The sequence below is a fragment of the Streptomyces soli genome, from assembly GCF_003999195.1.
GTDB lineage: Bacteria > Actinomycetota > Actinomycetes > Streptomycetales > Streptomycetaceae > Actinacidiphila > Actinacidiphila soli.
This window is the reverse complement of record NZ_RJVR01000289.1, coordinates 20,361-27,046: the sequence shown is the minus strand read 5'-3', so window position 1 is coordinate 27,046 and position 6,686 is coordinate 20,361. Positions and strand designations below refer to the sequence as shown.

Annotated in this window: 7 protein-coding genes and 1 pseudogene; 2 read left to right on the top strand and 6 right to left on the bottom strand. The window is 70.8% G+C overall.

The features are described 5' to 3' along the window. Positions 1 to 121: 121 nt before the first annotated feature. From EFK10_RS31960 to EFK10_RS31940, 5 genes and pseudogenes are all read right to left on the bottom strand, one after another. Positions 122 to 337: an I78 family peptidase inhibitor gene (locus tag EFK10_RS31960; protein ID WP_127359139.1), complete on the bottom strand. Its 216-nt coding sequence runs from the start codon at positions 335 to 337 to the stop codon at positions 122 to 124. 254 nt (positions 338 to 591) lie between these two features. Further along, a complete protein-coding gene (locus EFK10_RS31955) occupies positions 592 to 1,503 on the bottom strand; it encodes a bifunctional DNA primase/polymerase (RefSeq protein WP_127359138.1) in 912 nt (303 codons plus the stop codon). Between the two features lie 86 nt (positions 1,504 to 1,589). Further along, positions 1,590 to 1,841, bottom strand: a pseudogene (locus EFK10_RS51135) (glycosyltransferase family 4 protein); the annotation flags it as partial. Between the two features lie 359 nt (positions 1,842 to 2,200). Then, positions 2,201 to 2,656, bottom strand: a complete 456-nt coding sequence (locus tag EFK10_RS31945) for a LysM peptidoglycan-binding domain-containing protein (RefSeq protein WP_127359137.1) — start codon at positions 2,654 to 2,656, stop codon at positions 2,201 to 2,203. A gap of 93 nt (positions 2,657 to 2,749) precedes the next feature. Next, the gene (locus EFK10_RS31940; RefSeq protein ID WP_127359136.1) at positions 2,750 to 3,370 is read right to left on the bottom strand and encodes a LysM peptidoglycan-binding domain-containing protein; all 621 of its coding nucleotides are present in this window, start codon (positions 3,368 to 3,370) and stop codon (positions 2,750 to 2,752) included. Positions 3,371 to 3,865: 495 nt separating this feature from the next. Here EFK10_RS31940 and EFK10_RS31935 point away from each other — a divergent pair, with 495 nt between their 5' ends. Together EFK10_RS31935 and EFK10_RS31930 are read left to right on the top strand one after the other, a co-directional pair. After that, a complete protein-coding gene (locus EFK10_RS31935) occupies positions 3,866 to 4,633 on the top strand; it encodes a hypothetical protein (RefSeq protein ID WP_127359135.1) in 768 nt (255 codons plus the stop codon). Positions 4,634 to 4,683: 50 nt separating this feature from the next. Then, positions 4,684 to 5,034 carry a hypothetical protein gene (locus EFK10_RS31930; protein ID WP_240677602.1) on the top strand — a complete coding sequence of 117 codons (351 nt, stop codon included), beginning with the start codon at positions 4,684 to 4,686 and terminating at the stop codon, positions 5,032 to 5,034. Between the two features lie 177 nt (positions 5,035 to 5,211). Here the strand turns inward: EFK10_RS31930 and der are convergent, their stop codons facing one another. Further along, positions 5,212 to 6,669, bottom strand: coding sequence for a ribosome biogenesis GTPase Der (gene der, locus EFK10_RS31925; protein ID WP_127359134.1), 1,458 nt, complete (start codon positions 6,667 to 6,669; stop codon positions 5,212 to 5,214). Between the last annotated feature and the right edge of the window lie 17 nt (positions 6,670 to 6,686).

The following is a 6,686-nucleotide window of genomic DNA, read 5'->3' as shown; positions in this document are numbered from 1 at the left end:
CGCGCGTCACGAGCGGACGCCGGTCACCCCGGTCGGCAGCCGCCGACCGCCCGTCGACCGCCCCTCCCGGCCCGCGCCGCTGGGGCCGCCGGTGCGCGGCCGGGGCGCGACGAGCTGACCCTCAGCCTGACCAGCAGCGGGTCACGGTGCCGTCGGCGACCGTGAAGTTCAGCCTCCCCGAGCGGTATTCCATGGTGACGATCGCGCCGGGCGGGAGGGATCGGACCGTGGTCCAGCCCTGCCCCCTGGCGCGCCGCTCGGCCTCCTCGGCGGAGAGGCCGACGTAGGTCTCCGGGTTGTCCTGTGGTTGCTGTCCGGGGCTCGAAATGGATGCCATACCGGCCACCGTAGGCGCATAGTCGCTGCCGTGGAAGCGGCACCGGGCGTGATCGTCACACTTCTGTCACAGAATCATGAGTGGCGTCTGGCGTAGCCCGTTCACTCGTTAGGGGTAGGTTTTTCGACGCCTCACAGAACTCTCATAAATTTCTCTTGCCGAGCTCGTAAATCCCGCCCGCGGAATTCCGGCGATCACCCCGGGACAGCGACCGACACACTTTCCTCACAACACGGCCTTTGGGATCCCTCAGCTCATCGCCCGTCAGAAATCCGGGCACGAATGGCGTAATCACCGAACCTGCGTGCGGCAGAGTGTACGGTCGCCCGCGCCTCGCGCTCCGGCAGTCCGATACGGAGGGCCGCGTCGACCAACGCGTCGGCGACAACCTCCCCGTGGCCGGTCTCATAGGCCCGGCAGGCCGCCCAGTAGAGCCGCTCATTGCGCTCCCCCTGGACCGAGCCGAGGACGAAGTTCACCAGCGGAGCGGCAGACCGGCCGGCCCCGGTGGGTATACGGACCGGGGCGGACGGCGTGGGCGGGGCCGGCGGCGGGGCGAGCAGCCGCAGCAGCCCGGCCGGGGCGGGAGCGGGCGGCAGATAGGCGGTGCCGGGGGCCAGTCGGTAGCGGCCGGCGCGGGTGCGCGAGCCGGGGCCGACCAGATAGCCGCCGGAGCCGCGCACATCGATGCCGGGGGCTATGCGGCGTACGGAATTGGACACGACCAGGCCGACCGGGCCGCTCAGCCACAGATGGCGGCCGCCGCTGGGCGTGATGACGGTGCGGGTCAACGGCACCGTGAAGTCATGGGCAGCGGCCAGCAGAGTCAGGTCCCGCATGCCGTCGGCGGCGCCCTTGCGGTCCAGGTCGAGGCCGATCAGATGCTGCGGGGGACGCCCGCAGGCCACCCCGTACCCCCGGGCCCAGGGCGCGGCGGCGAACAGCTCGCGCACCCGCGCCGGGTCCGACGAGGCGTCGTACACGCCGTGCCCGAGCCGCCCGCACTCGCCGCGGCAGGGCGACGGGCCGGTGACCGGGCCCGTCTCGTCCCGGTGCGGGGAGCGGAGGGCGGGCAGCTTGGAGCGCGCCAGCGGGAAGACCGCCAGCCCTTGCGTGGCGGCCGCCAGCGCGTGTTGCACGGCGTGGGTGTAATCGGGATGCACCACTCTGTTATCGTACGCCCGTTCGACTCTGGGCGCACCAGTGCATTCCGGCCGTCTTCAGGCGTTCCGTGTGGCACCGCGGCGCGGACCGGGAAGACCTTCGCCGGCTGCTGGTGGAGCGGGTGCTCGCCTTCGTAAGCCGGGCTCTTCTTCCACAGGTCGACCAGGTGCCGCAGCGGGACCTCCGGGGCGAGCGCGAGGACCGGCTTCTCGCGGTGCCGGAACACGGAGGCGATCTCGATCTCGTGGCCCTGCCCGGCCAGCGCGCCGGCCAGATTGAAGGTCGTACGGATGGTCCCGCCCACTGCGTAGGCGTTGTGGAGCAGGAATGTGATGCGCATGCGTCCCTGTCGTTCAGCGGCTCCCCGCGGACTCTGGTCCGCCTTCCGCAGGCAAGACCCGGGGTTCCCCTCCCTGGTTGTTCGCTCGACCTCCTTGTGGCAGAGCTGTGATCACATCGGTAGCCGGACCCGGGACAACCCGACCGGCGGCCGGGGCGTCAAGCACCATACGGGAGCTGGGGGACGACAAAGCAGTTCCGGCGGCGAGCAGCGGATGGTGGCCGTGTCGCGGGCGCTGCTGGCCCCGGCCCGGCGGCTGGTGCTGCTGGACGAGCCGGGCCAGGCCTGTCCCCGGCGGCGGCAGCGCGTATGTACGAAGTCCTGGCCGCCGTCTGCGCGGAGGGCGCCCGGACCGTGGCTCACGGCAGGCGGATCAGCGTCCCGGGGGTGAGGTCCACACCGGGGTTGAGGCTTTGGAGCTCCTGCGCGCCGCCCGGCACCTGGAATCGGTCGGCGATCGATTCCAGCGTGTCGCCGGGCTGTACGGCGTGCCAGCGCCCGGAGAGCCCGAGTTGGCGCGAGCAGTCGGGCCAGGCCTCCCAGCCCTGGTCACGGAGGATGTCCTCGGCGACGGTGATCTGGTCGTCGCGCGAGGCCAGGTCGGGGCGCGGGGCGTAGGCGGCGCCCCCGTGCGCGGTCCAGGTGGACTGCCAGATCTGCAGGCCGCCGTAGAAGCCGCTACCGGTGTTGGCGTCCCAGACCTCGCTGCTCTCGCAGGCGGCGAGGTCGTCCCAGACCAGGGCATGGCCGATGGCGGCGGCCGGGGCCATCACTGCGGAGACGGCGAGTACGGCGGCGCTGAGGAAGTGGGCCATGCGCCAGCACGGTAGGCCCGGGCTCGGCGGTCACCGCGCCGCCGCGCCCGGGCCCACCCGGTCGGCTCAGAGCCTCAGAGCCGGCTCAAGGCCTCAGAGCGCGAGCCGCTGCCCCGGCACGATCCGGTTCGGATCGCCACCGACGACCGACCTGTTCGCGGCGTACAGCTTCTTCCAGGCCGTGTGGTGGGCCGCCGCGATCCCGCTGAGGGTGTCGCCGGGCTTCACCACATAGCGACCGACCTGCGTCTGCGTCTTCGCCTTCGCCTTCGCCTTCGCCTTCGTACGGCTGTGGGTGCGCCCCGTGTGCGTGGTGGCCCGCTTGGCGGGCTTGACCTTTGTCGTGGCCTGGGGCGCGGTCCCGTACGCCCCCGCCTTCGCGGAACAGGTCGGCCAGGCCCCCCAGCCCTGCGCGCGCTGCACCTTCGTCGCGACGGCGATCTGTTCGGACCGGCCTGCCCGGTCGGCGGTGGCCGCGTAGGCCGTGCCGCCGTAGGCCCGCCAGGTCCCGGCGGAGAACTGCAGTCCGCCGTAGTACCCGTTACCGGTGTTGATGTGCCAGTTCCCGCCGCTCTCGCACTTCGCGATGCGGTCCCACACTCCGCTGCCGGCGGCCGAGGCCTCCCCCGCCGTGGCCATGACGGCCAGCGGGGACAGGACTGCGGCGGTGCCCACGAGCACTGCGGTTGTTCGGTACTTGGCTATGACGGCCATGGATTCCCTCTCCACGGGCCCGGGATGTCCCCCTGCATTTCGTTGCGGGACCCGCGTGCCCCGGCGCATCGGACGCCGGTGCGGTGCGGACCCTTCGCTCAACGTACGAGCGATCCCGGGCGGTGCTCCTTGCACACGGCGGAGGAATCTATGGGCTATCGTCCCGTTATCAAACAAATGCCCGTCGTTGCAGGCCAGTTGGGGGTTACTCGGAGTAAAGTCCTTTTCCGGACACCGGATTGATGAGCTGATTTCGTATTAAATCAACACACTGCATATGCGATGTGTGACTCGGCTCATACCCAACCCGCCCGGCCAGGGGCCAAGGTTGGACATGGAGTGACCGCCTCCGGTGCCCCGCTCACCGTGTGCGTATGGCACGGGACGCGAGAACGGAGAAAGGCGTGACTCCCAACACAGATCGTCCGTTGTCTATACGTGCCGGGCAAAGTCCGGCGAAGGAGCCGCACAGTCAGGGAGGCTTTCGTGCCGGCCATGCTCGATGTCAGCGACGAGGTACGCGCCGAGATCGGCGAACAGGAGGCCGAGCGTCTGCTGGCCGGTGATAGCGCGCCGGGCACATACGACTGCACCTCCTGCCGCACTCCGGGTGACACCTCGAAGGAACGCACCAGCACCGTGCTCTTCGTCGGGGACGAGACCGCGGTCCTCGCCTTCGCCCACGCGACCTGCATCCCCTCGCAGGTCGTACCCGTGTCCGAGCAGCAACTCCAGGGCGCGGTGCAGACCTTTGAGGGCGACGAGGCGGCGGCGGCTCCCGCGGAGGCGAATGCCGAGCCGCGCCAGGCAGTGCTCGGCATCACCTGCGGGCTCGTCCTGGTGAAGGACTCGATCTGCCCCGCCCTGGTGATCGAGCCCACGGGACCGATCGCCCGGCCCGGCCAGCAGGACAGCAGCGACGAGTTCCTGCCCATCCTGATCGAGCAGGGCTTCCTGCCGGTCAGCGATCTGGCCGTACCGCCGTCCCCGAACGCCGGCTGGTCCGTGCTGCTCGCCATGGGCCAGCTGCACGCCATCCTCCAGCCCGGCGCCGCGGGCGCCTGGTGGCAGGCGCACCAGCCGCTGCCCGTCAGCGACGGCTGGCGCGTGGCGGTCAACAAGTCCAACGAGGTGTACGTCTACGCGGCCCCGGTCGGCAGCATCGGCCAGCAACCCCGCGAGGACCTGCTCCAGTCCGCCCTCGCCCGCGCCGCCGAGCGCGGCCTCCTGGTCGGCGCGACCATGCCGCTCTCCGGCACCTGACCGAACCCCGGTCGACAGGGCGCGTACGGAATTCCGTACGCGCCCTCGTCGTGCTCGGACAGGATTCCGTAAATCAGCCGTACGCCCGCATCCAGGACGAACCGTCACTCGTTGGCACAGACGTGCACACCTTTGACGCCTCCCGAGCCCAGTACCGCAGCCAGATCCCGTCCATGCGAGCCGCGTCGCAGGACACCTACGGAGGCTCGGGCACACCGATCTACGACGCCCTCTACTCCGAGTACCGCCGCCTCTTCCGTACGCTGCCCGGCGACCGCACCGGCGAGGAGGCCCTCAGCTTCAACGGCTTCGAGCCCCTCCAGCGCGCCGGACGCCACCGCGGAGCCGTCCCCGCCGCCCTCCCCCCAGCCGGGACGGACAAACGGCTCCACGGCCTCTAGCGGCTACTTCTTGCGCCCGCGCTTCTCCCGCACCCGCACCGACACCTGGATCGGCGTCCCCTCGAAGCCGAACTCCTCACGCAACCGACGCTCGATGCTGCAATATCCCGGGGAGCGACCCCCCGGACCCCCACGAAAGACCTGCCCGCGGCCACCGACGCAGCCAGGTCACCAGCACTACTTCTTGCGCCCGCGCTTCTCCCGCACCCGCACCGACACCTGGATCGGCGTCCCCTCGAAGCCGAACTCCTCACGCAACCGACGCTCGATGAAGCGGCGGTAGCCCGCCTCAAGGAAGCCCGAGGCGAAGAGGACGAAGCGCGGGGGCTTGGTGCCGGCCTGAGTGCCGAAGAGGATGCGGGGCTGCTTGCCGCCGCGGATGGGGTGGGGGTGGGAGGCGACGATCTCACCGAGGAAGGCGTTGAGGCGGCCGGTGGGGACGCGGGTCTCCCAGCCCTCCAGGGCGGTCTCGATGGCCGGGACGAGCTTCTCCATGTGGCGGCCGGTGAGCGCCGAGACGTTCACCCGGGGCGCCCACTGGACCTGGACCAGGTCCCGCTCGATCTCGCGCTCGAGGTAGTAGCGGCGCTCCTCGTCGAGCTGGTCCCACTTGTTGTACGCGATGACGACCGCGCGCCCGGCCTCGACCGCCATCGTGATGATCCGGAGGTCCTGAACGCTGATGGACTCGGTGCCGTCGATCAGGATGACCGCGACCTCGGCCTTCTCGACGGCGGCGGCGGTGCGGAGCGAGGCGTAGTAGTCGGCGCCCTCCTGGAGGTGGACGCGGCGGCGGATGCCGGCAGTGTCCACGAACTTCCAGGTCTTGCCGCCGAGTTGGATCAGCTCGTCGACCGGGTCACGGGTGGTGCCGGCCATCTCGTTGACGACGACCCGGTCCTCGCCGGCGACTTTGTTGAGCAGGCTCGACTTGCCGACGTTCGGCCGGCCGATCAGCGCGACCCGGCGCGGCCCGCCGAGGGCCTCGCCGAAGGTCTGCGCGGGCGCCTCGGGCAGGGCCTCGAGGATGGCGTCCAGCAGGTCGCCCGTGCCACGGCCGTGCAGCGACGACACCGGGTACGGCTCGCCCAGGCCCAGGTTCCACAGCGCGGTGGCGTCCGCCTCGCCGGAGGGACCGTCGACCTTGTTGGCGGCCAGGACGACGGGCTTGCCGGCCCGGCGCAGCAGCTTGACGACGGCCTCGTCGGTGTCGGTCGCGCCGACCGTGGAGTCGACGACGAAGACCACCGCGTCGGCGGCCTCGATCGCGAACTCCGCCTGCGCGGCGACGGACGCGTCGATGCCGAGCACGTCCTGCTCCCAGCCGCCGGTGTCGACGATCTTGAAGCGGCGGCCGTTCCACGTCGCCTCGTACGTCACCCGGTCCCGTGTCACGCCGGGCTTGTCCTCGACGACCGCTTCACGGCGGCCGATGATCCGGTTCACGAGGGTCGACTTGCCGACGTTCGGCCGGCCGACCACCGCGAGCACGGGCAGCGGGCCGTGGCCCGCCGCCGCGAGGTCACCGGCGACCTCGTCGAGGTCGAAGCCCTCCTCGGCGGCGAGCTCCATGAACTCGGCGTATTCGGCGTCGCCGAGCGTGCCGACTTCGCCGTACTCGTTCTCGATGTCCATGAAAGCGTCTTCTCCGT

Bases quoted from the DNA above. Each gene is read 5' to 3' on its own strand.
- EFK10_RS31960 (WP_127359139.1), bottom strand. From the start codon at position 337: ATGGCATCCATTTCGAGCCCCGGACAGCAACCACAGGACAACCCGGAG.
- EFK10_RS31945 (WP_127359137.1), bottom strand. From the start codon at position 2,656: ATGGCCCACTTCCTCAGCGCCGCCGTACTCGCCGTCTCCGCAGTGATG.
- EFK10_RS31940 (WP_127359136.1), bottom strand. From the start codon at position 3,370: ATGGCCGTCATAGCCAAGTACCGAACAACCGCAGTGCTCGTGGGCACC.
- EFK10_RS31935 (WP_127359135.1), top strand. From the start codon at position 3,866: ATGCTCGATGTCAGCGACGAGGTACGCGCCGAGATCGGCGAACAGGAG.
- der (WP_127359134.1), bottom strand. From the start codon at position 6,669: ATGGACATCGAGAACGAGTACGGCGAAGTCGGCACGCTCGGCGACGCC.